Raw genomic sequence first — 20,031 nt, 5'->3', positions numbered from 1 at the left:
GGTGCAGTGCACCTGCACGTGCCGTACCGGGAGTGGCACGATGCGTACACGCGGTGCTTCCCCCTGGCCCTCAGGGCCCGGGGAGACCCCATGCACCGGTCGAGGGGACGGAACAACGCATGACCACACCAGGCGCCGGGCAGTCGCCCGGTCCCGTATCGCTGACCCGGACCAGCCCGCGTACGACGACCGCCGTGCGACCGCCCGTGCGGCGGGCCGGTGGCACCCTGCCGCCCCAGCGCGACCACGACCTGGCCGCGCTCCGCCTCGCCGAGCTGCGCACCCTGCGCCGTCAGTCGCAGCGCGACGAGGCCGACCTCAGCTATGTGCGGCGGCTGCTGCACGGCCGCATCGACATCCTGCGCGCGGAGCTGGCCCGGCGCACCGGGCCGCAGGCGCCGGTCGTGGAGCGGCTCGCCGAGATCCTCACCGACGCGCCGTCCTCGCACCGGGCCTCGGCCCGCCACGTCACGCTGTCCGCGCCGCGCAGCGAGGAGTACCGCACGCTCGCCGCCGCGATGGACGCCGAGGTCGAGCTGTCCGACCTGGACGCCCGTACGGACGACGAGCTGCACACCGCCACCGGGCGCCTGATCCGCTACGAACAGCACGTGTCGCGGCGCCGCAAGGAGGTCCAGCGCACCGCCGACGATTGCAGTGCGGAGATCGCCCGCAGGTACCGTGATGGGGAAGCACAAGTAGACGATTTGCTCATCTGACCCGCCCGTCCGGAAGAGACCTCCGGGGCAGGTCACCCCGTCCGGAAGGCCGCACCCATGACCGCCGTGTCCTCGACGTCCCCGATACCCCCGGTCCTCGCCGAAGTCGTACGTTCCGGATTCGTCGAGGGCCACCATCGGGGCTCGCTGGTGGTGCTGGCGGCCGACGGCAGCGTCGAGTTCTCGCTCGGCGACCCGGCGGCGCCCGTCTTCCCCCGCTCCTCCAACAAGCCGATGCAGGCCGCCGCCGTGCTGCGGGCGGGCCTCGACCTCTCCGGCGAGCGCCTGGCCATCGCGGCCGCCAGCCACTCGGGCGAGGGCTTCCACCTCGATCTCGTACGCAAGATGCTGGCCGAGCACGGGCTCACCCCGGACGACCTCCAGACGCCGCCCGACCTGCCGCTGGACGCCGTCGAGGCCGAGACGTACCTGGCCGCCGGGCACGTCCGCGAGCGGCTCACCATGAACTGCTCGGGCAAGCACGCGGCGATGCTCGCGGCCTGCAAGCAGAACGGCTGGGACCTCGCCACCTACCTCGACCCCGCCCACCCGCTCCAGCGCCTGGTCCTGGAGTCCGTGGAGTCGGCCGCGGGCGAGCGGGTCGCCTCGGTCGGCACGGACGGCTGCGGGGCGCCGCTGATGGCGATCGGCCTGACCGGTCTCGCCCGGGCCTTCCGCACCTTCGCGACGGCCGGTGCGGGCTCGCCCGAGGGCCGGGTCGCCGAGGCGATGCGCGCCCACCCCGAGTACGTGGCCGGCACCCGGCGCCCCGACACCTGGCTGATGCGCGAGGTGCCGGGCACGCTGTCGAAGATGGGCGCCGAGGCCGTGCAGGCGGTGGCGTTCGCCGACGGCCGCGCGCTCGCCTTCAAGGTCGACGACGGCGCGATCCGCGCGCTCGGCCCGGTCCTGGCCCGCGCGCTGCGCCTGATGGGCGTGGACGCGCCCGTCGTGGACCGGATCGGCCGGGCCCCGCTGCTGGGCGGGGCCGCCGAGGTCGGTGAAATTCGGGCGACATTCTGAGCGAGGCGCGCCTAGCGTGGCCGCCATGAGCAGCCCGGGCACGTCCGACATCGAGGTCCGTACCGTCACCGACGACGAGTTCACCCACTGGATGAAGGCGGTCGCCGTGGGGTTCCTGCGCTCGCCGGTGGTGGGCGAGGAGTACGCGCGTGACCTGCGGGCCAACAGCGATCTGAGCCGGGTGCGGGGCGCCTTCGACGACGGCCGGTGCGTGGCCACGTTCCGGTCCTTCGCGCAGGAGCTGACCGTGCCCGGCGGCGCCGCGCTGCCCGTGAGCGCCGTCAGCGGCGTCACCGTCACGCCCACCCATCGCAGGCGCGGTCTGCTGACGCGGATGATGGCGGTCGATCTCGCGGAGGCCCGCGAGCGCGGTGACGTGGCGTCCACGCTGATCGCCGCCGAGTACCCGATCTACGGCCGGTACGGCTACGGGCCGGCCACCCATCTCGCCGAGTGGGAGATCGACACCGCCCGCACCGGTCTCGACCCGCACTGGTCGCGGCCGGCCGACGGTGGTCGCGTGGACCTGGTGGATCCGGCGGAGGCCGCCAAGATCGGCACCGAGGTGTTCGAACGTTTTCGGCCGTCCCGAGCCGGTGTGATCAGCCGGGACCGCCGCTGGTGGGACCTGACCACGGGCGTGGTCCGCCGCGAGGGCCCCTGGACCGAGCCGTTCTTCGCGGTGTACCGCACGGCCGACGGCGAACCCGCCGGGATCGCCGCCTACACCGCCGACGAGCGGTGGAGCGACGCCAAGCTGCCCGAGAACACGGCGACGGTGAAGAGCCTGATCGGCCTCACCCCCGCAGCCGACCGCGCCCTGTGGCACTTCCTGTGCTCCATCGACTGGATCCGCACGGTACGCACCGGTTACCGGGCCCCCGACGACCTGCTCCCGCTCTTCTTCGCCAACCCGCGCGCGGCGAGGATCGTGACCCACGGCGACTTCCTGTGGCTGCGGCTGCTCGATGTCGTACGGGCCCTGGAGGCGCGTGCGTACGCCGGTGAGGGCGCCCTCGTCCTGGAGGTCGAGGACGCCGCGGGCCCGGCGGCGGGACGCTTCCTGCTGGAGGCGGACGAGACGGGCGCGCGCTGCACGCCCACCACGCGCAGCGCCGAACTGACCCTGGACGCAAGGGAGTTGGCCTCCCTCTACCTCGGCGACGAGTCGGCGTCGAGGCTGCTCGCGCTCGGCCGGGTCGCGGAGGAGCGACCGGGGGCGGCGGCGCGCGCGGACGCGCTGTTCCGCACGGCGCGCCGCCCCTGGTGCCCCGACATGTTCTGACCCCCACCCCCGTGGGGGATCGTCACATGCCGGTTCGTGGGCCCGTCGCGGCTCGATGCCGCAGACGGGCGGGCCAGGGCTTGACGGTCAGGGCGTGAGCAGCACCTTTCCGACCAGGCCGCGCCCCTCGATGGCCCGGTGGGCGTCGGCGGCACGGGCCAGCGGGAAGACCTCGCCGATCACCGGGCGCAGCCGGCCGGCCGCCACCTCGTGCAGCGCCCGGGCGAGGAACGCGGTGCGGCGCTCGTCCGTCACCTGGACGTCGCCGATGCCGAGCAGGGTGATGTCGCGGCGCCGCGCCTCGTCGGGGTCGACGGCGGCGAATCCGGTGCCGGAGGGGGCGCCGTGCGCGGAGAAGCGTCCGCCGTCGGCCGTCAACGCGAAGGCGTCCCGCCCGAGTTGGCCGCCGACGCCGTCCAGGATCAGGTCGGCGCCGCCCTCTCCCAGCGCGGCCCGCGCGCGCAGTCCCCACTCCGGGTCGCCCGCGTCGATGACGAGATCGGCCCCCAACTCCCTTACCAGAGCGGTCTTTTCAGGCCCGCGCGCCACGCCCACCACCCGGGCGCCGAGCCCGTGCGCGAGCTGGACGAGCAGGGTGCCCATGCCGCCGGAGGCGCCGGTGATCAGTACGGTCTCGCCCGGTTTCAGGGCGGTGTTCTCCAGGAGCGCGAGGGCGGTCACCGCGTCGTGGACGAGGGAGGCCGCCTCGCGCAGGCCGACCCCGTCGGGGACCGGGCAGAGCTGCGCGGCGGGCGCCGTCACGAGCTCGGCGTAGGTGTTGTCGATTCCGGACACGGCCACGCGGCGGCCGGCCAGGGCCTCGTCGACGCCGGGTCCGATGGCGGTGACCGTGCCGGAGACGCCGCCGGCGGGCACATAGGGCGGCTCGACGCCGAAGAACTCGCTGAAGCCCCCGGCGCGGATCTGGGTCTGCACGAAGAGGGTGTCGATGTGGTCGACGGCGACGACGACCTCGCCGGGCCCGGCGACCGGGTCCGCCACCTCGACGTGGACCAGCATTTCGGGCCCGCCGAACCCCTGCACCTGTGCGACACGCATGACGACCACCGTTTCCACCCGTTGTCCGCGCCGGTGCGCGGCTCATGGCCAGAGTCTTCAACCCGAAGCGCAGTTGAGGTCAAGGTGCGTAACTCGTGATCGTGCCCGGCGTTGGTTCGCGGGGGCCGACCGGCTTCCGCGGGCCATCTGCGAGGGAACCGCCATGCACGAGATCACCAGGAAACTCGCCTCCGGGGCGGCGGTGGCCGCGGCGGCACTGAGCTGCCTCGTCGTCACGGGTCCGCCCGTGGCGGCGTCGGGCAAGTGGTGCAACAACGCGGTCTGCATCGAGACGTACGACAACGGCGACTACCTGGGCCGGGTGGAGGTCTCCGTCATCAACACCAACCAGCCGCACCGCATCCACGCCCGCGTGTGGACCACCAACGGCTGGAGCGCCCATACGAAGGTGGAGGACGTGTCGAAGTTCCGCACCTACCGCGACCAGGCCTACCCCCAACGCCACTTCCCCCCGGGCACCCGCCTGTGCGCGGAGGGCTTCCGCGGCGGGGAGAGCGTGGGGTTGCCCTGCGTGACGATCACGGCGTAGGGGGCGAGTCGAGGCGCGATTCGGGTGGCGTGGCACACTTTTGCAAGCGGGCGCTTGCAAAAGTTAGCAAGGGGGGTGCACCATCGGGGCATGGCATCGCTCAACGTCGGCAATCTCGGGGAGTACCTGCGCGAGCAGCGGCGCACCGCGCAGCTGTCGCTTCGGCAGCTCGCCGATGCCGCCGGGGTGTCCAATCCGTATCTGAGCCAGATCGAGCGCGGGCTGCGCAAGCCGAGCGCGGACATCCTGCAACAGCTCGCGAAGGCGCTGCGGATCTCCGCCGAGACGCTGTACGTACAGGCCGGGATTCTCGACGAGCGGTCTCCCGAGGCCGCCGGGACGCGCAGCGTGATTCTTGCCGACCCCTCGCTCAGCGAGCGTCAGAAGCAGGTTCTGCTCCAGATCTACGAGTCCTTCCGCAAGGAGAACGGGCTCGACACGGACACCGACAGCGCCGCCGACGGCAGTGATGCCGACCACCCTCAAGCGAGCAACTGAGTACTGATCCGGGAGGACAGACATGGCCATCACCGATGACCTGCGCAAGACCCTCACCGACCCCACCCCCCTCTACTTCCTCGCCGGCACGGCGGACCTCGCAGGGCAGCAGGCCAAGAAGGTTCCGGCGCTGATCGAGAAGATCCAGGCCGAGGCGCCCGAGCGCATCGAGGCCGTGCGCCGTACCGACCCGAAGGTCGTGCAGGAGAAGGCCGCCGCTCGCGTCAAGGAGGTCCAGGCCGCCGTCACGACCCGCGCCAACGATCTTCTGGGCGCCATCGACGGCGACTTCAAGAAGCTGGGTGAGAACGCCCAGGACCTGGCGCTGCGCGGGGTCGGCGTCCTCGCCGAGTACGCCGTCAAGGCGCGCGAGGGCTACGACTCCGTCGCCGAGCACGGCCAGGAGGTCGTCAGGCAGTGGCGCGGTGAGGCCGCCGACGAGATCGTCGAGATCGCCGGCGCCGTCGAGGGCGGCGCCCCGGCCAAGGAGGCTCCGGCCAAGGACGTTCCTGCCCAGGCCGAGCCCGTCGAGCCCGTCGAGCCCGTCGTGGGCGCGGACGCGGCCGACCAGCCCGTCGCCAAGAAGGCCGCCCCGCGCAAGGCCCCGGCGAAGAAGCCGATCGTCAAGTCCGCGGAGTAACGTCCGGGAGTCGTCCCTTCGACGCGCTGCGCCATCTCGCGGTGCGGGCACTTTCGAGGTGCCCGCACCGTTGGACCAGTACCTTGGCGGCGAGCGTTCTCCATCCTCATCAGGACTTATCTAGGCGGTGCACGGCATGTTGCTCACGGGATTCAGCCTCTTCACCTCGCTGCTCAATCTCGCGATGCTCGTCATCGCCGTCGTGGCGTTCGTCTTCGCCGTCATCGCCCGCGAGGACGCGTACCGCGCCGCGGACAAAAAGACCAAGCCGTTCTGGCTGATCATCCTCGGCATCACGGTCGTGGTGAATCTGGTCGTGCCGGTCCTGTTCCTCCAGCTCGCCGGGCTCGTCGCCTCGATCGTGTTCATGGTGGACGTACGGCCCGCGCTGCGTCAGGTCTCCGGCGGGGGCCGGGGCGGCCGCCGCGGGGGCGGCTCCAGCAGTGACGGTCCTTACGGGCCGTACAACGGCGGGCGCTAGCCCTTCGAGGCGGGTCGGCGTCCCCTGGGCGGGTCGGCGGCACCGGACGGGTCGGCGTCCCCTGGGCGGGGCGGGGGGCTTCAGGCGGCTCGGCTCTCCGGGCGCTTGCGCTCCAGGAGGACCACCGCCACGTCGTCCGTCAGCTCGCCCCCGTTGAGTTCGCGGGCCCGGGTCACGGCCGCCTCCAGGAGGGCCTCGCCCCGCAGCCCCGACGCCAGCTGACCATTGATCATGTCCAGCATGCCGTCCTGGCCCAGGCGTTGGCTGCCCTCACCGGTGCGGCCCTCGATCAGGCCGTCGGTGTACATCAACAGGCCCCATTCCCGGCCGAGTTCGACCTGACGGCGCGGCCAGCGGGCCCGGGGCAGCAGGCCGAGGGCCGGGCCGCTGTTCTCGTACGGGAGTAACTGGGCCCGGCCGTTGAGGGCGATCAGCGGTGAGGGGTGGCCCGCCAGGCAGAGGCCGGCCCGGCGGCCGTCGGGCGCGATGTCCACGGTGCACAGGGTCGCGAATATCTCCTCGCTGTCGCGCTCGTGCTCCAGGACCTGCTGAAGGGTGGAGAGCAGCTCGTCCCCGCACAGGCCCGCGAGCGTCAACGCCCGCCAGGCGATGCGGAGTTCGACCCCGAGGGCCGCCTCGTCGGGGCCGTGGCCGCAGACGTCGCCGATCATCGCGTGGACGGTGCCGTCGGGGGTGCGCACCGTGTCGTAGAAGTCGCCGCCGAGCAGCGCGCGCGAGCGGCCGGGCCGGTAGCGGGCCGCGAAACGCAGGTCCGAGCCCTCCAGGAGTGGCGTCGGAAGCAGCCCGCGCTCCAGGCGGGCGTTCTCCTGCGCGCGCAGCCGCGACTCCGCCAGCTTGTACTGGGCGGTGTCCGCGCGTTTGCGCTCCACCGCGTACCGGATGGCGCGGCTCAGCAGCCTGCCGTCGAGCTCGTCGCGGAACAGATAGTCCTGCGCGCCGACCCGGACCGCCTCCGCCGCCCGCTCCGCGTGCGTGGACGGGGTGAGGGCCAGCACGGCGTGGCGCGGGGCCAGGCGGAGCAGGTGGCGCAGCGCCGCGAGCTCGTCGTCGGGGTCCCGGCCGGGCAGCGCCAGGTCCAGGAGGATGCAGTGGATGTCGTCGGTGAGCAGCCGCTCGGCCTCGGTGAGGTTGCGGGCGGTCCGGATGCGGACCCGGGTGCCGGCCTCGTCGAGCAGCTCGTGCACGGTGAAGGTGCCCGCCGGGTCGTCCTCGATGACCAGCAGGTTGAGCGGGCCGTCGACGGCGCTGCCCGTCTGGGCGCTGCCCGTCCGGGCCTCCGGGGCGGCTCGCTGATGCGGTACGGGTGCGTGCTGGGATGCGGGCATCGTCGGTTCCGGAATCCTTCCCTCCCCCCGAGGGCGCGGAGGAGCGCCGGTCGGCGCCCCACCAGCCGGGACCCTAGCGTCATCCACCGGCGCGGCGGAATGGCGATGGGTCGTTCATCACTCAACCCCGGTTGGCATATGCCTCATGCCCGATTTGTCGGGGCCTCAGGAAGTTGCGGAGTGCCCGTACCGGCGGTCCGGGGGTGCCCGTGGCGCCCGTCCGGGGGTGCCCGTACCGCCGGCGCGGGGTGCCCGTACCGGCGGTGCGGGGGTGCCCTGCCGCCCGTCCGGAGTGCCCGTACGGGCTACTTGTCCGGCCGTACGACCCCGAGGATCGGCATGGAACCCGCCCCGGTGATCGTCACGTTCCGGCCGGGCCGGGGGGCGTGCACGATCGCTCCGTCGCCGATGTACATCCCGACATGGGTGGCGTCGGCGAAGTAGATGACCAGGTCACCGGGGCGCATGTCTTTGATCGCCACGTGCGGCAGTTGCGCCCACTGCTCCTGCGAGGTGCGCGGGACGGGGTGCCCGGCGGCGAGCCAGGCCTGGGAGGTGAGCCCCGAGCAGTCGAAGGTGTCGGGGCCCGCGGCGCCCCAGACGTACTTCTTGCCGATCTGGTCGGTGGCGAACTTCACGGCCTTCTTGCCCTGCTCGCTCGCGCTGCCGTTGACCTCCTTCAGGACGCCCGTGCTCAGCCAGGCCGTCTGCGAGTCGAACTCCTTCTTGCGCTCCAGCTCGGCCAGGCGCTCGCGCTCTTCCTCCTTGAGCTGGGACTGGAGCTTCTCGGCCGCCGCGATCTTCTCGGTGATGTCCTTCTTCGCGGCTTCCTTCTTGGCCCGGTTGGCCTCCAGGTTCTGCCACTGGGCGGTGGCGTCCTTGCTGTACGCCGCCAACTCGGCCTGGGTTCTGTCGAGTTCGCCGAGCAGGCCCTGGGCCGCCTGCTGGCCCTGGCGCAGCGCGTCGGCACCGGTCAGGAAGGAGTCGGGGTCGCCGCTGAGCATCATCTGCGCGCCGGGCGGGAGGCCGCCGTTGCGGTACTGCATCCGCGCGGTGGCGCCCGCCTGGTCCTTCAGGCGCTTGATCTTCTCCTGGCCCTTCACGATGTCCTGGGCCAGCCGCACGATCATCGCGGACTGTTCTTTGGTCTGTTCCTCGGCGAGGTTGTACGCGTCGGTCGCCGCGGCCGCCTGGCGGTACAGGTCGTCGATCTGCTTGCTCACCTCGTCCAGCGTCCTCGGCTGGGCCGGCGCCGTGGTCGACGGCGTCGGCGCGGGGTCGGCGAACGCCGTGCCCGGCGCGGCCACCGCGGTCAGGGCGCACACCAAGGCGATGGCGATCGCCAAACGTCGCGTCTTCGGCACTGAGAACTCCCCCTCCAGTCAACTCCGGCCCCACACCGGAACACCGGACCCTCCGCCCGGACCTCCCGGACACCCGCCCGGACCTCCGGACACCCGCCCGGACCTCCGGACACCGCATGTGATTTACCGTCAGTAACATCACACCGATGTCCGCGATGCTGCCACGCCCTTCGCCAAAACGACAGGGGCGCCGGGGCATCGGACGGGGCACGTCCCCTTGCGCGTGCCGCCCTCCGTCCCCTCCCGTCTGACGAATCGCGCACTCCACGCGTTCCAGCGGCCACGGGAGTTCACTCGTTGGACGACGCGCGCAAGCCCGCGCGGGCCGGGTCGGAACCTCTCGTTCCGGCCGGGTGCGGACCCCGATTCCTTTAGGCCCGGGGCCTCAACAGGGCGCGAGCGCCGACCAGTTGACCGTGACCTCGCCCTGCCGCCAGCGTCGTACGCCGTCCACGACGGGCCAGTCCGCCGACAGTTCCCGTACGGACCTGATCCACCGCTGGCGGGCGCCGAGCGAGGCGTACGGCGCGGCCGCCGCCCAGGCCCGGTCGAAGTCGCGCAGGAAGGAGTGCACCGGCTCGCCCGGGACATTGCGGTGGATCAGCGCCTTCGGCAGCCGTTCGGCGAGGTCGGAGGGGCGCTCCAGGGAGCCGAGCCGGGTCGCGAAGGTCACCGTGCGGGGGCCCTCGGAGTCGAGCGCGACCCAGACGTGGCGGCGGCCGATCTCGTCACAGGTGCCCTCGACGAGCAGCCCGCCGGGCGCGAGCCGTGCGCACAGCCGGGCCCAGACGGCGGCCACCTCGTCCTCGTCGTACTGGCGCAGTACGTTCGCCGCGCGGATCAGCAGCGGCGGTTCGGCCAGTGGCACCTCGAAGCCGCCGTGCCGGAAGGTCAGGCCCTCACGTTCGTACGGCTTGGCCGCGGCCACCCGGGCCGGCTCGATCTCGATGCCGACCACCGAGACGGCGGGGGCGGCGGTGCGCAGGCGCTGGAGCAGTTCCACCGCGGTCCAGGGAGAGGCTCCGTACCCGAGGTCGACGGCGACCGGAGCCTCGGCACGGCGCAGCGCGGGCCCGTGCGCGTCCGCGATCCAGCGGTCCATGCGGCGCAGCCGGTTCGGGTTGGTGGTGCCGCGGGTGACGGTGCCGACGGGGCGCCCGGCGGGGGCGCGCTTCGCGGGTGGGGCGGGTGGAGCCATAGGACGAGGGTAGGCGGCGGGGCGGCCGGGGCCGGGGGCCGGGGACACGGCCGGCGGTGTGGTGGCGAGCGGGAGCCCGGGGCCGGGGGCCGGGGACACGGTCGGGATCGTGGTGGCGAGCGGAGCCCGGGGCTGGGGACACGGTCGAAAGCGTGGTGGCAACCGGGAACCCGGGGGCCGGGGGCACGGCGGCGGCGTGGTGGCAACCGGGAACCGGGGGGCCGGGGACGCGGTCGGCAACATTTTGGCAAAGTGGAAATGAAAAGACCGATTCCGGTGTTCGGGGCTTTGGAGAGGCGTGCCCGTATGCCCGCTCCGCGTCCGTAGGCAGTGCCCCGAGCCGAGGAGGGCCCCGACGTGAGCCAGTACGTGTCCCGGTTCGCCGGCACCCTGGCGGGGCCGCCCCGGCTCCGGCTGCCCGGCGGCCACCGCAAGCCGCGCCGGGTCGCCATGCTCAGCGTCCACACCTCCCCGCTGCACCAGCCGGGGACGGGCGACGCAGGCGGCATGAACGTGTACATCGTCGAGCTGGCCAAGCGCCTCGCCGCGATCAACATCGAGGTCGAGATCTTCACGCGGGCCACCACGGGCGGCCTCGCGCCGACCGTCGAGATGTCGCCCGGGGTGCTGGTGCGCCACGTCGACGCGGGACCGTACGAAGGGCTCGCCAAGGAGGAGCTGCCCGCTCAGCTCTGCGCCTTCACCCACGGGGTGATGCAGGCCTGGGCCCACCAGCGGCCCGGCTACTACGACCTGGTCCACTCCCACTACTGGCTCTCCGGGCACGTCGGCTGGCTCGCCGCCCAGCGCTGGGGGGTGCCCCTGGTCCACGCCATGCACACCATGGCCAAGGTCAAGAACGCCGCGCTCGCCGAGGGCGACACCCCCGAGCCGGCCGCGCGGGTCATCGGCGAGACGCAGATCGTGAACGCGGCGGACCGGCTGATCGCCAACACCGCCGAGGAGGCCGACGAACTCGTCCGCTTCTACGACGCGGACCCCGGCAACGTCGCCGTCGTCCACCCCGGCGTGAACCTCGACCGCTTCCGCCCGGCCGACGGCAGGACCGCGGCACGGGACCGGCTCGGGCTGCCCCAGGACGCCTTCATCCCGCTCTTCGCGGGCCGCATACAGCCGCTCAAGGCGCCCGACGTCCTGCTGCGCGCGGCGGCCGAACTCCTCGACCGGGACCCGTCGTTGCGCTCGCGCATGATCGTGCCGGTCGTGGGCGGTCCGTCCGGGAGCGGCCTGGCGAAGCCGGAGGGATTGCAGAAGCTGGCGGCCAAGCTCGGCATCAGTGACGTCGTACGGTTCAGGCCGCCCGTCGGCCAGGACCGGCTCGCGGACTGGTTCCGCGCGGCGTCCGTCCTGGTCATGCCCTCGTACAGCGAATCGTTCGGCCTGGTCGCCGTCGAGGCGCAGGCGGCCGGGACGCCGGTGGTCGCGGCGTCCGTCGGCGGGCTTCCGGTGGCGGTACGGGACGGCTCGACGGGCTTCCTCGTCCAGGGCCACGACCCCAAGGACTACGCGACCGCCCTGCACCGCTTCGTCGCGGACCCCGCGCTGGTACGTCGCATGGGCGACGCGGCCGCCCGGCACGCGCAGTCCTTCGGCTGGGGGACGGCGGCGTCGGCGACGGCGGACGTGTACACGGCGGCGATGTACGAGCACCGGCGGCGGGTGCGGTCGCACCACGGATGAGGCGTCCTGCCGCGGCGGCTCGGGTGAGGCGTCCCATGCCGGCCGGGCCCGGGTGGCTTCGGGTGTGCCCGGCGCCCTCGGCCGGGCGGGGCCGCTTCGCGTAGGCTCGCGGCATGGCTGACGTGCGGCAGGTCATCGAAGCGGCCCTCAAGGACGCGGAGCTCTCGTGGGAGTCCCCGGAGCCCGGCGCGTACGTGGTGACGCTGCCCGGCACGCGCAAACTCTCCACCACCTGCTCGCTGCGGGTCGGGCGGCACTCCCTCTCCGTGAACGCGTTCGTGGTGCGCCACCCCGACGAGAACGAGCCGGCCGTCCACCGCTGGCTCCTGGAGCGCAACCTCCGTCTGTACGGGGTGAGTTACGCGGTCGACCGGCTCGGGGACGTGTACCTGGCGGGCAGGCTTCCGCTCTCCTCGGTGACGGCGGAGGAGGTCGACCGGCTCCTCGGGGTCGTCCTTGAGGAGGCGGACGGGTCGTTCAACACCCTGCTGGAAATGGGGTTCGCGGAGGCGATCCGGCGGGAGTACGCGTGGAGGGTGTCGCGGGGTGAGTCCACGGTGAACCTTGCGGCGTTTGAGCGGGTGACGGGTGGGGGTGGGGGGTAGGGCGCTCTCCCACCCGCCCGCCCGTGCGGGGGGTGCGAGGGTGCGGCCCCCGGGGCTCCGCCCCGGACCCCGGCGGGGCTTTCCCACCCGCCCGCCCGTGCGGGGGTGCGAGGGTGCGGCCCCCGGGGCTCCGCCCCGGACCCCCCGCGGGGACTCCGTCCCCTGCACCCCTGGGGGCGCTTTCCCACCCGCCCGCCCGTGCGGGGGGTGCGAGGGTGCAGCCCCGGGGCTCCGCCCCGGACCCCCCGCGGGGACTTCGTCCCCTGCACCCCTGGGGGCTCCGCCCCCGACCCCGGCGGGGACTTCGTCCCCTGCGCCCCGGACCCCGGCGGGGACTTCGTCCCCACCGCGCCCCCCCGCCTCACACCCCCGAATCCGTTCGAACCTCCACCCGGACCCGAGCCGCATCGGCGGGGTTGGCGGGGTTGGCGGGGGCAGGGGTGGCCGTCAGGCTCCGCATCAGTGCCCAGTACCCCACCGCCGTCCCCGTTCCCAGGACCGCGCACGTGCCCCACAGCCAGCCCGCGCCGAAGTGGTCGATGACGTAGCCGGACAGCAGGGGGGCCAGCAGGGCCGCCACCGACCAGGACATCGTGTAGACGCCCTGGTAGCGGCCGCGGCCGTGGAGGGGGGAGAGGCGGACGACCAGGCCGGTCTGGGTGGGGGCGTTGATGATCTCCGCCAGGGTCCAGACGCAGATCGTCAGGGCGTACATCGCGACCGAACCGGCGAACGCCGTCAGGCCGAAGCCGTAGCCCGCCAGCAGCGCCGAGACGATCAGCAACTGGCGCGGGTCGCGCTGCTGGGTGTAGCGGGTGATGGGGAGTTGGACCGCCACGATGAGGATGCCGTTGACGGCGATGGCCAGGCCGAAGTCCGCGCTGGAGAAGCCGTCCGTGCCCATGGCGATGGGCAGGCCCACGTAACCCTGCTGGAAGATCAGGGAGATGAGGAAGGACAGGCCGACCACGCCCATGAAACGGCCGTCCCGCAGCACCGTACCGATGCCGACGCTCGGTTCCGCCACCTTCTCCTCGGCCGTGCGCACCGGGCGCGACTCCGGGAGCTTGAGGAACACCACGACCGCGCAGATCAGCGTGAGCGTCGCCTCGCCGAGGAAGCCGGCCAGATAGCTGTACTGCGCGATGAAGCCGGCCGCCATCGAGGAGACGGCGAAACCCAGGTTGATCGCCCAGTAGTTGAGGGAGAACGCGCGCACCCGGTCCTCGGGCTTGACGATGTCCGCCATCATCGCCTGGACGGCGGGCCGCGAGGCGTTGCTCGCCATGCCGACGAGGAAGGCGACGCCCACGATCGCCGCCGGATCCGTCATGAAGCCCAGCAGTGCGACCGAAAGGGCCGTCGAGGTCTGGGCGATGACCAGGGTGGGCCGGCGTCCGAGGCGGTCGGTCATGACGCCGCCGGCGATCGCCGAGATGACCCCGCCGAGCCCGTGCACCGACGCCACGAGCCCCGCGTACGAGGCCGAATAGCCCCGGTCGAGGGTCAGGTAGAGCGCCATGAAGGTGGCGACGAAGGCGCCGAGCCGGTTGATCAGGGTGCTGGTCCACAGCCACCAGAACTCCCGGGGCAGACCCGAGACGGTTTCTCGCGCGGCGCGTCTCAACGTGGCGATGGACATGACGATTTCCCCCGGAAGCTCTGACACTGGTGTGAGGCACGGCGATACGTACCTGTAAGTGGTGCAGCCAACACCCGGACGTTACAAGTGGTTCGCTTCCGCAAGCCAGCGAATTGACGGCGTCCGTCAATCGAGACGCCCCCGGCGCCTTGGTCCCCGGGCGCGCGAGGGCTCCGGAACGTCGATTAGGCTCGGTGGCATGGCCGACGCACCGTACAAGCTGATCCTGCTCCGCCACGGCGAGAGCGAGTGGAACGAGAAGAACCTGTTCACCGGGTGGGTGGACGTCAACCTCACGCCGAAGGGCGAGAAGGAGGCGGCGCGCGGCGGTGAGCTGCTCAAGGACGCCGGCCTGCTCCCCGACGTGCTGCACACCTCCCTCCAGAAGCGCGCGATTCGCACCGCCCAGCTCGCGCTGGAGTCCGCGGACCGTCACTGGATCCCCGTGCACCGCAGCTGGCGCCTGAACGAGCGCCACTACGGCGCGCTCCAGGGCAAGGACAAGGCGCAGACCCTGGCCGAGTTCGGCGAGGAGCAGTTCATGCTGTGGCGCCGCTCGTACGACACCCCGCCGCCCGCCCTCGAGGACGGCACGGAGTTCTCGCAGAGCGACGACGCCCGTTACGCCACGATCCCGCCGGAGCTGCGCCCGCGGACCGAGTGCCTCAAGGACGTCGTGACGCGCATGCTGCCGTACTGGTACGACGGCATCGTCCCGGACCTCCTCGACGGCAAGACCGTCCTGGTCGCCGCCCACGGCAACTCGCTGCGCGCGCTGGTCAAGCATCTCGACGGCATCTCCGACGCCGACATCGCGGGCCTCAACATCCCGACCGGCATCCCGCTGGTGTACGAACTCGACACCGACTTCAAGCCGGTCAACCCGGGCGGCACCTACCTGGACCCGGACGCGGCGGCCGCCGCGATCGAGGCCGTGAAGAACCAGGGCAAGAAGAAGTAGCTATCGTGATCATGCCCCTGACCTGCGCTCTAGGCGCAGGTCAGGGGCTTTCACTTATTCGGGGCCGTCTGTGGGCCGTGAGGCCGGGGGATCTTGTGGCCTGAGCGCCCTACCGAGAGCCTTCCGAGCGCGGTCCCGACTGCTCGGCATGAGGTGGGCGTAGACCTTCAGAGTCAGCCCCGGATCGGAGTGCCCCAGGTACTCGCTCACGGCCTTGATGCTCTCTCCGGCGTCCAACAGGACGGACGCGTAGAAGTGCCTGAGCGCGTGCATGCCGTGCTCGCGAGCGGCGGTGTGCTCCCGGCTCTTCGCCTTGGGGATGACGCCGACCTTGGCGAGCGCGGGCTTCCAGTGGTCCTCATTCAGCGACGTACGCCAGACGTGGCTGCCAAGAGGGCCGGTGAAGATCAGGCGCTTGGTGACGGGCTGACCTCCCGCACGCATCCAGGGCAACGTGATCTCAACCGGGGGAAAGAGCTTCATGTGCTCCCGGAGCGCGTCTGCGACGGGCTCCGGAAGTGGCACGTCACGCAGCTTTCCCCCCTTCGGAGGAGCGAATACGGGCTGGCTCAGGCTCAGTTTGAGCTGCTGAACGACGTGCAGCGTGCCGTTGCCGAAGTCCAGCTCTTCGACTGAGAGACCGAGGATTTCCCCCTGCCGCATGCCGCAGCCAGCGCCCACGTCCACCATGGGGCGGAACCGGTCGACCATGGCGCTGCGCACGGCGAAGACCCGTTCCGGCAGCCATGGGACCACACGCCGTGCTCCCATCTCCGGCAGCGTCACTGTGCGGGAGGTGCAGGGATTCCGGGGCATGTATCCGTCTTCGACGGCCGCGCTCAGGATGGCGCGCACGTTGGAGAAGATGACGCGGGCGTACGAGCCGGACATGCCGGACCCTTCGAGCTGCGTCACGAACTCACGGATGTGGCTGGGCTGGAACGCTCCCAGCGATCGGGCCCCGATACGCGGGAACGCGTGCAGCCGAAGCTGCGAAGTCATCGAAGCCTTCGTGTTCGGGTCGCCGCTCTGGCTCGCGAGCCACTTTTCCCCGAACTCCTGAAAGGTCATGCGGGTGGCTTTGGGATCGATGTACTGGCCGCGCGACATGTCGGCCTCGATCCGGGCCAGCCACTCCTCAGCGAGGCGCTTCTTACCGTCGGGGAAGGACTTCGACTTCTCGGTGCCGTCTGGGGCGATGTAGCGAGCCCGGTAGCGCATGCCGGTGCCGTAGCGGTCGGACTTGACTCGGGTGGTCTTGCCGTTGGCGTCGGTTTCGGTTTTGTACCAGCGGTCTTGGATGTGGCCTGCCATGAACGCGGTTCCCTTCGGGGATGGCGAAGGGAGGGCCACGATGTGGCCCTCCCTGGGGTCCTGGCGGTGTGCTGGGTCAGGCTGCGGCGCGGTCCGCGCCTTTGCGCTCGGCTACGTAGGCGAGCACTTCGGCGGGGTCATAGCGGACGTGCTTGCCGATGCGGAATCCGGGCGGGCCGACGCGCTTCTTGCGCCACTGGTAGACGGTTTCCTTGGGCACCTCGAAGATCGCGGCGATGTCATCGGGCGTGAGGTAGCGGTCCGGAATGCCGTTGCGGAGGGTGTCGGCGACGGCCGGTGGCGGGCGCATGCTGGGCGCCTCCTCGTGGGGGCAGGGGAAGGGGGCGGCCCCCTTCTCTGGGGTCCGCTACATCCGCTACGCCGCTACATCGCAGGTCAGCGGCATGATTTTTGTAGCGGAGGGGTGGGATGTAGCGGCTACGGCCGTTTCGGGGGGTGGGGGCCGTAGCCGCTACATTTCGGATTGCCGCTACAGAGTCAGGGGCTCTGAGCTGGGATGTAGCGGCGTAGCGCTTGTAGCGGACGCGGGAGAGGGGCAGTAGCGGGCCCACGCGTCGGTGAGGTCTTCAGCGAAGAATCCCTTGAGGATTCCGCCGCTCGTACGGATGTTGCGGGAGGCGATGGGGCCGCCGTCGGCGGTCACGTAGTCGCTGAGCATCTTGGACAGGCGCCGGTTGTCGAGCGGCCGTCCGTTGAGGTCGGCCCACGGGGCATCGTCCAGGGCGTTGAGCCGGTCGAGGATGGCGACGGTGGGCAGGCGGTCGATGCCGATCAGGACGTGGTCGCGCAGGTCGGTCAGCAGCCGGATGCCGAGACTGCCTTTGTCGTTGGCGCGGGAGGCTTCCACGAGCGTCAGGCAGGCTTGGCGGGCCCGCTTGGGCCAGTCGCCCCCGGCCGCGTCCGCGATGGACAGCAGTCCTTCCCACACGTCGGCGGGCCGGTCGCTGACCCCGTCGGGCATCTCGGGCCACGCGCCCATGACCCAGCCGCGTGCCTGCTCAGCCCACTCGGCAAGGCGGTCCCGCAGGGCATGGCCCTCCTGCTCGTGCAGGCGGGCACGGAAGGGTTCCACCTTCTCGTTGCGGGCCCGGCGTCGCATGCGGATGATGACGGCGCGGGTCAGGATCGTGTCCGGCAACGAGCCCAGTCCTGCGACCGCGACGGCGGCGTAGGACGGGAACGGGGTGACGGTCTGGCTGTCGCCCACGCACCGGTAGGTGACCCCGGTCCGGCGGTGTCCGGCGTTGAGGAACCCGCGCAGTTCCTCGTTGTCCCCGGCCTTGGGGCCAAAGACCGTGTCGATCTCGTCGAACAGGATCGTGGGCCGACCCTCGGCACCGGACACTGCCCGGAAGAGCGCGGCGGCGGACGCGTTCACCGCGACCATGGGGCGCGGTACGAGGGTTTCCACGATTTCCAGCGCACGCGACTTGCCTGATCCCGGCTCCGGGGACAGGAACGCCAGACGCGGGGTGGAGTCGAAGCAGTCGAGCAGGTGCGCGTGCGCGTCCCACAATGCGACGGCGACGTAGGCGGCTTCACTGGGGAAGATGTTGAAGCGGCGGTGGAACGCTTCGACCTCATCGAGCAGGGCCGCGCCGTCGATGGACGGCGCGGGCGGAGTGGTGGTCATGCGGCATTCCTGCCTTCCCGGGAAGCACAGAGCGGGCAGCGGTCAAGGTGGGCGGTGTGGTCGTCGATGAGCGCGAGCACCCGGCGGTAGCCGACGGCGCTGCGGTCCCGGCCGCACAGGCACTTCGAGGTGGCCGTGGGCACGGCGCCGCGCGGGGCGCAGATGTGGAGCCAGGCCACGGGGCGGCGCCCGTCGTCGTAGTTGTGCCGGCTAAAGCGAACCGATGAAGCGGACGCCCTGCGGGCGACGCCTTTCGGGGCGCCCACGACCGGCCGAGCAGGGGCCGGTTCGGCGGCGTGCGGGCCGGTAGCGGCCGGTTGGCCTTCCAAGGGGGGATGCAGGCGTGGGCTCATGCCGCATCCCGGGAACGGGCCTTGCGCAGCGAGCTGTTGAGGGCGCTCTGGACGGTGGAGCGGCACTCCGCAGCGGTGAGTCCCCGCGCCTCCCCAGCCGCTTGGAAGGCTTCCTCCACCACGTGCCGGGGGATGTCGCCCCACGCGACGAACCGCCCCACCTTGAAGGCGCACCGGTTGAGCGTGATGTTGCGCTGCTTGTCCGGCGATGCGGTAACCACGGCGCACTCCGCAGCCAGGGCGGCCCGCGCCGCGCGGCTCCCGCTCACCACGGGCAGCCGCAACGGCTCGGCCGGACGCGCGGGCGCGGGTTGGAGCAACCGCACCAGCCATGCGGGCAGTGGAGCTACCGGAGCGTCGCCCACCGCCTCGTACGGGCCGATCGGCGTGATGCTGTCCGGGCCGACGACGTAGCCGCCCCACGCCCGGGTGTCGACCAATGGGGCCAGCGAACCGGCTGTGTTGGTGAGCCGGACACCTACCGGGGCGGTGAAGTAGAGGTGCTGTCCGCCGCTCGCAGTCCGCACCCGGCAGGTGGCGGGGACGGCGTGGCCGGTGCGCTCGCAGAGCGCCTTAAAGGCCGTCGCGCCGCAAGGCGTGTCCGCACTGCTGTTGTCGTTCTGCTTGGGCACGTCCAGGTCGACGACGACCAGCCCGGACGGGCCGGTGGCGATACCGACGTTGAACGGCGCCCGCTCCCACGTCGCCCGGATACGGCCGACGTCGGTGGTCGCGCGCTGCTCCCACTTGCGGTGCCCACCCGCGCACGGGCCCGTGCCGGGGCAGGAAGCTTCACCGTGCAGGGCCGGGCGCTTGGTGCCGGGACGCAAGGGGAAGACGTGCCAGCCGCTTTCGGTAGCCCGGAGAGCCGCATCGAGTAAGGCTCGCTTCACGTCGGGGTCGTGTTGGGTCATGCTGGGTGTCTCCAGTTCTGTGATGAGTGCTGGCAGGCAAGGGCGGCCCCGGACTTTGGCGAGACGGGGGCCGCCCTTGGCGTAGCTAGCTGCGGAAGTGGTTGCGCTTGAAGATCGCTTTGCGGATGTTGACGACCGTGCCGCCCTCCCCATGCCGGGGCCCGAGGACCTGTACGGCGATGACGCCGCCGAAGATGACGGCCGCCAGGATGATGAGCTGCTGGATCAGGGCGGCGAGTGCGGCGATGAACGTGGTGAGCAGGAGCAGCCCGCCGCACACGGCGGCGAAGCCGATCCCGCCGAGCGCGACGTTCACGGCGGTGCGGGACACGGCCGGTTTGGCGGCGACCCGGTCGGGCTTGGCGGGCTCGATGGCGTAGCCGGTCACGACCCGCCCGTCCGGCAAGACGATGCTCGCCACCGCCGGGACAGTGCCCGGCTGGACCGGTACGAGTGGCGCCGCAACCGGCTGGATCGGGGTGGGGTGGTGGACTTCCACGCCCCGCTCAACAGGCGCGTGCCGGGGGTGTTCGGGGAACATGCGGAATCCCTTCCGGGGATGGGCAGGGAGGCAGGGGGACCCCCTGCCGGGTGCGTGGTGGAGGGGTTTTGGGGGTGCTGACCTGCGGGCCTCCCTGACTCCCTGGCAGATCATTTGTGCAGGTGAGAGAGAGGGAGGCGGGTCAGGGAGGGGGTCAGGGAGTTCTCCCTGCATCCCTGACCC

21 protein-coding genes are annotated in these 20,031 nt (G+C 71.8%); 10 read left to right on the top strand and 11 right to left on the bottom strand.

Translation table 11 applies throughout. The features are described from left to right. Window positions 1-119: 119 nt before the first annotated feature. Genes DWB77_RS18085 through DWB77_RS18075 form a run of 3 tightly spaced genes read left to right on the top strand, consistent with a single transcriptional unit; the run spans window position 120 to window position 3,027 of the window. Window positions 120-719: an ABC transporter substrate-binding protein gene (locus tag DWB77_RS18085; protein WP_120722244.1), complete on the top strand. Its 600-nt coding sequence runs from the start codon at window positions 120-122 to the stop codon at window positions 717-719. 57 nt (window positions 720-776) lie between these two features. Then, on the top strand, window positions 777-1,742 hold the full coding sequence (locus DWB77_RS18080; protein ID WP_120722243.1) for an asparaginase: 966 nt from the start codon (window positions 777-779) through the stop codon (window positions 1,740-1,742). 25 nt (window positions 1,743-1,767) lie between these two features. Next, window positions 1,768-3,027, top strand: a complete 1,260-nt coding sequence (locus DWB77_RS18075) for a GNAT family N-acetyltransferase (protein WP_120727932.1) — start codon at window positions 1,768-1,770, stop codon at window positions 3,025-3,027. 87 nt (window positions 3,028-3,114) lie between these two features. Here the strand turns inward: DWB77_RS18075 and DWB77_RS18070 are convergent, their stop codons facing one another. Next, window positions 3,115-4,086 (bottom strand): zinc-binding dehydrogenase, encoded by a 972-nt coding sequence (locus DWB77_RS18070; protein ID WP_120727930.1) that lies wholly within the window; start codon window positions 4,084-4,086, stop codon window positions 3,115-3,117. A 163-nt stretch (window positions 4,087-4,249) separates the two neighbouring features. On the opposite strand from DWB77_RS18070, the gene DWB77_RS18065 reads away from it, so the two are divergent. The 4 genes from DWB77_RS18065 (at window position 4,250) to DWB77_RS18050 (ending at window position 6,255) form a co-directional block, all read left to right on the top strand. Further along, a complete protein-coding gene (locus DWB77_RS18065; RefSeq protein WP_120722242.1) occupies window positions 4,250-4,636 on the top strand; it encodes a hypothetical protein in 387 nt (128 codons plus the stop codon). A gap of 90 nt (window positions 4,637-4,726) precedes the next feature. Beyond that, window positions 4,727-5,134, top strand: coding sequence for a helix-turn-helix domain-containing protein (locus DWB77_RS18060; RefSeq protein ID WP_120722241.1), 408 nt, complete (start codon window positions 4,727-4,729; stop codon window positions 5,132-5,134). A gap of 22 nt (window positions 5,135-5,156) precedes the next feature. Continuing rightward, window positions 5,157-5,774, top strand: coding sequence for a hypothetical protein (locus tag DWB77_RS18055; RefSeq protein WP_120722240.1), 618 nt, complete (start codon window positions 5,157-5,159; stop codon window positions 5,772-5,774). 136 nt (window positions 5,775-5,910) lie between these two features. Then, window positions 5,911-6,255: a DUF2516 family protein gene (locus DWB77_RS18050; RefSeq protein ID WP_120727929.1), complete on the top strand. Its 345-nt coding sequence runs from the start codon at window positions 5,911-5,913 to the stop codon at window positions 6,253-6,255. An 80-nt stretch (window positions 6,256-6,335) separates the two neighbouring features. On the opposite strand, the gene DWB77_RS18045 is transcribed toward DWB77_RS18050, so the two are convergent. From DWB77_RS18045 to DWB77_RS18035, 3 genes are all read right to left on the bottom strand, one after another. After that, the gene (locus DWB77_RS18045) at window positions 6,336-7,601 is read right to left on the bottom strand and encodes a PP2C family protein-serine/threonine phosphatase (RefSeq protein ID WP_120722239.1); all 1,266 of its coding nucleotides are present in this window, start codon (window positions 7,599-7,601) and stop codon (window positions 6,336-6,338) included. A gap of 305 nt (window positions 7,602-7,906) precedes the next feature. After that, window positions 7,907-8,965 carry a C40 family peptidase gene (locus DWB77_RS18040; RefSeq protein WP_120722238.1) on the bottom strand — a complete coding sequence of 353 codons (1,059 nt, stop codon included), beginning with the start codon at window positions 8,963-8,965 and terminating at the stop codon, window positions 7,907-7,909. Window positions 8,966-9,350: 385 nt separating this feature from the next. Further along, the gene (locus DWB77_RS18035; protein ID WP_120722237.1) at window positions 9,351-10,163 is read right to left on the bottom strand and encodes a class I SAM-dependent methyltransferase; all 813 of its coding nucleotides are present in this window, start codon (window positions 10,161-10,163) and stop codon (window positions 9,351-9,353) included. Window positions 10,164-10,520: 357 nt separating this feature from the next. Here DWB77_RS18035 and mshA point away from each other — a divergent pair, with 357 nt between their 5' ends. Continuing rightward, the gene (mshA, locus tag DWB77_RS18030; RefSeq protein ID WP_120722236.1) at window positions 10,521-11,864 is read left to right on the top strand and encodes a D-inositol-3-phosphate glycosyltransferase; all 1,344 of its coding nucleotides are present in this window, start codon (window positions 10,521-10,523) and stop codon (window positions 11,862-11,864) included. Window positions 11,865-11,977: 113 nt separating this feature from the next. After that, window positions 11,978-12,469, top strand: coding sequence for a YbjN domain-containing protein (locus tag DWB77_RS18025; RefSeq protein ID WP_120722235.1), 492 nt, complete (start codon window positions 11,978-11,980; stop codon window positions 12,467-12,469). A gap of 361 nt (window positions 12,470-12,830) precedes the next feature. Here DWB77_RS18025 and DWB77_RS18020 read toward each other — a convergent pair whose 3' ends face one another. Next, on the bottom strand, window positions 12,831-14,111 hold the full coding sequence (locus tag DWB77_RS18020; RefSeq protein WP_120722234.1) for an MDR family MFS transporter: 1,281 nt from the start codon (window positions 14,109-14,111) through the stop codon (window positions 12,831-12,833). 199 nt (window positions 14,112-14,310) lie between these two features. Between DWB77_RS18020 and DWB77_RS18015 the strand changes: the two genes are divergently transcribed. After that, entirely contained in the window at window positions 14,311-15,072 is a 762-nt protein-coding gene (locus tag DWB77_RS18015) for a phosphoglyceromutase (RefSeq protein ID WP_120722233.1), read from the top strand. Between the two features lie 54 nt (window positions 15,073-15,126). On the opposite strand, the gene DWB77_RS18010 is transcribed toward DWB77_RS18015, so the two are convergent. From DWB77_RS18010 to DWB77_RS17985, 6 genes are all read right to left on the bottom strand, one after another. Continuing rightward, on the bottom strand, window positions 15,127-16,386 hold the full coding sequence (locus tag DWB77_RS18010) for a tyrosine-type recombinase/integrase (protein WP_120722232.1): 1,260 nt from the start codon (window positions 16,384-16,386) through the stop codon (window positions 15,127-15,129). A gap of 76 nt (window positions 16,387-16,462) precedes the next feature. Further along, window positions 16,463-16,696, bottom strand: a complete 234-nt coding sequence (locus tag DWB77_RS18005; protein WP_120722231.1) for a helix-turn-helix transcriptional regulator — start codon at window positions 16,694-16,696, stop codon at window positions 16,463-16,465. Between the two features lie 180 nt (window positions 16,697-16,876). Continuing rightward, window positions 16,877-18,040 carry a DUF3631 domain-containing protein gene (locus DWB77_RS18000; protein WP_120722230.1) on the bottom strand — a complete coding sequence of 388 codons (1,164 nt, stop codon included), beginning with the start codon at window positions 18,038-18,040 and terminating at the stop codon, window positions 16,877-16,879. Continuing rightward, on the bottom strand, window positions 18,037-18,219 hold the full coding sequence (locus DWB77_RS17995) for a hypothetical protein (protein ID WP_120722229.1): 183 nt from the start codon (window positions 18,217-18,219) through the stop codon (window positions 18,037-18,039). Before DWB77_RS17995 ends, DWB77_RS18000 begins: the two co-directional genes overlap by 4 nt. A gap of 170 nt (window positions 18,220-18,389) precedes the next feature. Further along, window positions 18,390-19,307, bottom strand: coding sequence for a bifunctional DNA primase/polymerase (locus DWB77_RS17990; protein WP_120722228.1), 918 nt, complete (start codon window positions 19,305-19,307; stop codon window positions 18,390-18,392). An 85-nt stretch (window positions 19,308-19,392) separates the two neighbouring features. Continuing rightward, on the bottom strand, window positions 19,393-19,848 hold the full coding sequence (locus DWB77_RS17985) for a hypothetical protein (RefSeq protein ID WP_120722227.1): 456 nt from the start codon (window positions 19,846-19,848) through the stop codon (window positions 19,393-19,395). Between the last annotated feature and the right edge of the window lie 183 nt (window positions 19,849-20,031).

It is taken from the genome of Streptomyces hundungensis (genome assembly GCF_003627815.1).
GTDB classification, from domain to species: domain Bacteria; phylum Actinomycetota; class Actinomycetes; order Streptomycetales; family Streptomycetaceae; genus Streptomyces; species Streptomyces hundungensis_A.
Note: the sequence above shows the minus strand (reverse complement) of the source record. Positions and strands in the feature narration are given on the sequence as shown.

What these genes read in the sequence shown, in the direction of transcription:
- DWB77_RS18085 (WP_120722244.1), top strand. Translation starts at nt 120, where the DNA reads ATGACCACACCAGGCGCCGGGCAGTCGCCCGGTCCCGTATCGCTGACC.
- DWB77_RS18080 (WP_120722243.1), top strand. Translation starts at nt 777, where the DNA reads ATGACCGCCGTGTCCTCGACGTCCCCGATACCCCCGGTCCTCGCCGAA.
- DWB77_RS18075 (WP_120727932.1), top strand. Translation starts at nt 1,768, where the DNA reads ATGAGCAGCCCGGGCACGTCCGACATCGAGGTCCGTACCGTCACCGAC.
- DWB77_RS18070 (WP_120727930.1), bottom strand. Translation starts at nt 4,086, where the DNA reads ATGCGTGTCGCACAGGTGCAGGGGTTCGGCGGGCCCGAAATGCTGGTC.
- DWB77_RS18065 (WP_120722242.1), top strand. Translation starts at nt 4,250, where the DNA reads ATGCACGAGATCACCAGGAAACTCGCCTCCGGGGCGGCGGTGGCCGCG.
- DWB77_RS18060 (WP_120722241.1), top strand. Translation starts at nt 4,727, where the DNA reads ATGGCATCGCTCAACGTCGGCAATCTCGGGGAGTACCTGCGCGAGCAG.
- DWB77_RS18055 (WP_120722240.1), top strand. Translation starts at nt 5,157, where the DNA reads ATGGCCATCACCGATGACCTGCGCAAGACCCTCACCGACCCCACCCCC.
- DWB77_RS18050 (WP_120727929.1), top strand. Translation starts at nt 5,911, where the DNA reads ATGTTGCTCACGGGATTCAGCCTCTTCACCTCGCTGCTCAATCTCGCG.
- DWB77_RS18045 (WP_120722239.1), bottom strand. Translation starts at nt 7,601, where the DNA reads ATGCCCGCATCCCAGCACGCACCCGTACCGCATCAGCGAGCCGCCCCG.
- DWB77_RS18035 (WP_120722237.1), bottom strand. Translation starts at nt 10,163, where the DNA reads ATGGCTCCACCCGCCCCACCCGCGAAGCGCGCCCCCGCCGGGCGCCCC.
- DWB77_RS18025 (WP_120722235.1), top strand. Translation starts at nt 11,978, where the DNA reads ATGGCTGACGTGCGGCAGGTCATCGAAGCGGCCCTCAAGGACGCGGAG.
- DWB77_RS18020 (WP_120722234.1), bottom strand. Translation starts at nt 14,111, where the DNA reads ATGTCCATCGCCACGTTGAGACGCGCCGCGCGAGAAACCGTCTCGGGT.
- DWB77_RS18015 (WP_120722233.1), top strand. Translation starts at nt 14,311, where the DNA reads ATGGCCGACGCACCGTACAAGCTGATCCTGCTCCGCCACGGCGAGAGC.
- DWB77_RS18010 (WP_120722232.1), bottom strand. Translation starts at nt 16,386, where the DNA reads ATGGCAGGCCACATCCAAGACCGCTGGTACAAAACCGAAACCGACGCC.
- DWB77_RS18005 (WP_120722231.1), bottom strand. Translation starts at nt 16,696, where the DNA reads ATGCGCCCGCCACCGGCCGTCGCCGACACCCTCCGCAACGGCATTCCG.
- DWB77_RS18000 (WP_120722230.1), bottom strand. Translation starts at nt 18,040, where the DNA reads ATGACCACCACTCCGCCCGCGCCGTCCATCGACGGCGCGGCCCTGCTC.
- DWB77_RS17990 (WP_120722228.1), bottom strand. Translation starts at nt 19,307, where the DNA reads ATGACCCAACACGACCCCGACGTGAAGCGAGCCTTACTCGATGCGGCT.
- DWB77_RS17985 (WP_120722227.1), bottom strand. Translation starts at nt 19,848, where the DNA reads ATGTTCCCCGAACACCCCCGGCACGCGCCTGTTGAGCGGGGCGTGGAA.